The sequence below is a fragment of the Clostridium amazonense genome (assembly GCF_056431285.1).
Genome location: NZ_JBWKMH010000013.1, coordinates 1 through 2,230, shown reverse-complemented (window position 1 = coordinate 2,230; position 2,230 = coordinate 1). Strand labels below are relative to the sequence as shown.

The 2,230-nt window shown below is 27.2% G+C and carries 1 protein-coding gene, 1 tRNA gene and 3 rRNA genes; all 5 read left to right on the top strand.

The window, feature by feature from the left end; all coding sequences use genetic code 11:
• A 23S ribosomal RNA gene (locus tag AC07E4_RS07425) occupies positions 1-93 on the top strand; the annotation flags it as partial.
• A 49-nt stretch (positions 94-142) separates the two neighbouring features.
• A 5S ribosomal RNA gene (gene rrf, locus AC07E4_RS07420) occupies positions 143-260 on the top strand.
• A 5-nt stretch (positions 261-265) separates the two neighbouring features.
• Positions 266-341 (top strand) — tRNA-Phe (locus AC07E4_RS07415).
• 344 nt (positions 342-685) lie between these two features.
• A complete protein-coding gene (locus AC07E4_RS07410; protein ID WP_478216038.1) occupies positions 686-850 on the top strand; it encodes a hypothetical protein in 165 nt (54 codons plus the stop codon).
• 1,169 nt (positions 851-2,019) lie between these two features.
• A 16S ribosomal RNA gene (locus AC07E4_RS07405) occupies positions 2,020-2,230 on the top strand; the annotation flags it as partial.

The window sequence follows — 2,230 nt, the reverse complement described above, 5'->3', positions numbered from 1 at the left end:
GACTCCTGGAAGACTACCAGGTTGATAGGTGAGGGGTGTAAGCATGGTAACATGTTCAGCTGACTCATACTAATAAGTCGAGGGCTTGACCTAAAGATAATCACTGTGCAATTTTCAGAGAACAAACTCTATAAAAGAAAAATCTGGTGATGATGGTTTTGAGGGTAACACTCCTTACCATACCGAACAGGCAAGTTAAGCCTCAAGACGCCGATAGTACTGCACGGGAAGCTGTGTGGGAGGGTAGGTTGTCGCCAGGTCATATGGCTCGATAGCTCAGTCGGTAGAGCAGAGGACTGAAAATCCTCGTGTCGCTGGTTCGATTCCTGCTCGAGCCACCAAAACGCTTAGTTTATAAAACTAAGCGTTTTTTTATGTGTAAATTTAAATAAAATTAAGTTATAACTACATTTATAATTATATAAAAGTATAAAAATCAAATAATAAATATAGAAAATTATAGATTATGTGTAATTGAAAATTGATTTCTAAAAGTTAATTTAGAATTTATTTTTATATAATAGTTAAATTAAGGGTTTATAAAGTGCAAGGTTATTACAAAGGTAGTTAATATATTAAATTAAAATTATTAGTATTGAATAAATAAAAAGAAAAAATTTCTACTTATATAAAAAGAAATAGAACTAATACTATAGATATAATAATTAGTATTGGAGATGAATTTATGGCTAAAAAAGGTATGAAGAGATATTATAAACATGAAAATCACAAAGAAGTTGTACCAGAAATTCAGGGAAAAGCTAAAACCGGAAATGAAAAGGCTAAAGTAGAATTTTATTATACAACCACAGATGGAGAACATTATACAGAGCCACATGAAATAGATTAAATAAAAGAACCTGCTAAAAATGAAGTTATATAACCTCATTTTAAACAGGTTCTTTTATTTATTAGATTATTTTTAATTTCAAGTACATTATATTATATATTACTTTTTATAAATCAATATTGTTATGAACTAGCAGCTTATTCTATTTTGAGCATTATTATTATTTAAATTATATATAAATTTTAGTGCTACTGAGTAGCAAAAATATTATAAATACATAAGGTACCATTACCTTGAATTAATTTATTGATTTTAACTAAAGTTGTATTGTTTAGTGAAGTTGAGCTTAAATTAATAAATACCTCAGTAAACTAAAAATATTTATTGCACTTCCTTTGGAATTTAATTTTTGGTATGATGCATAAATATATAAATGCTTATATTCAACATAAATAATATTTACAATTTTATCAATATAATTTTTATATTCTAATGTGAATATGGGTTAACATATATTTTTAATTATGAAGTTATAAAAGTGTATATTTTTATACGGTTTAATATTATTAATTAGATAGCAGTGATTTATATTGAAAAATTAAAGAAAATTTTAAATTATAGAAAAGTGATATAAGTATAAGGTAATATGATTTTTAATTTAAAAATTTATTATATCATTTAAATTTAAATATAATATATAATTGCTTTAATTTTAATAGATTATATTTAAATTTTTGAAAGTAAGGGGTAATCCTAATTGATATATGTTTATAAATATATTAAGTAATTTGGAGACATTAATATTGCATTAACTTAATATATTTCAAATACGCAACCTAGTGTATCACGACCAACATGTGTAAGAAAAATAAAGGAAAATAGAGAAAAATAAGATTAAATTTAAATAGTATCCTTATATGACTAAAAATAGAGTATATTTTTTTTATATAATAAATCTTGTCGTTGAGGCAGACAAGTAATTGAAACCAAGCGATGTAGATATAAACTTAAAAAACATTTAAAAAAAATGTTGACAAAAAAGTTTAAATCTAGTAAAATAAAAAAAGTCGTCAGGTGATGATGACACATTGGTCTTTGAAAATTAAACAGATAATATATAGGTAAAACCAGTTAATTCATTGAGATTCTAATCAATTAGAAGATCACATCGAAAGATGTAAAATTGACTATTATAGTCAGCAAACTTGAGATACAAGTTTCAAACTTTTTAAATTGAGAGTTTGATCCTGGCTCAGGACGAACGCTGGCGGCGTGCCTAACACATGCAAGTCGAGCGATGAAATTCCTTCGGGGATGGATTAGCGGCGGACGGGTGAGTAACACGTGGGTAACCTGCCTCATAGAGGGGAATAGCCTTCCGAAAGGAAGATTAATACCGCATAATGTAGTACCTTCGCATGAAGGAACTATCAAAAGAGC

Bases quoted from the DNA above. Each gene is read 5' to 3' on its own strand.
- AC07E4_RS07410 (WP_478216038.1), top strand. From the start codon at position 686: ATGGCTAAAAAAGGTATGAAGAGATATTATAAACATGAAAATCACAAA.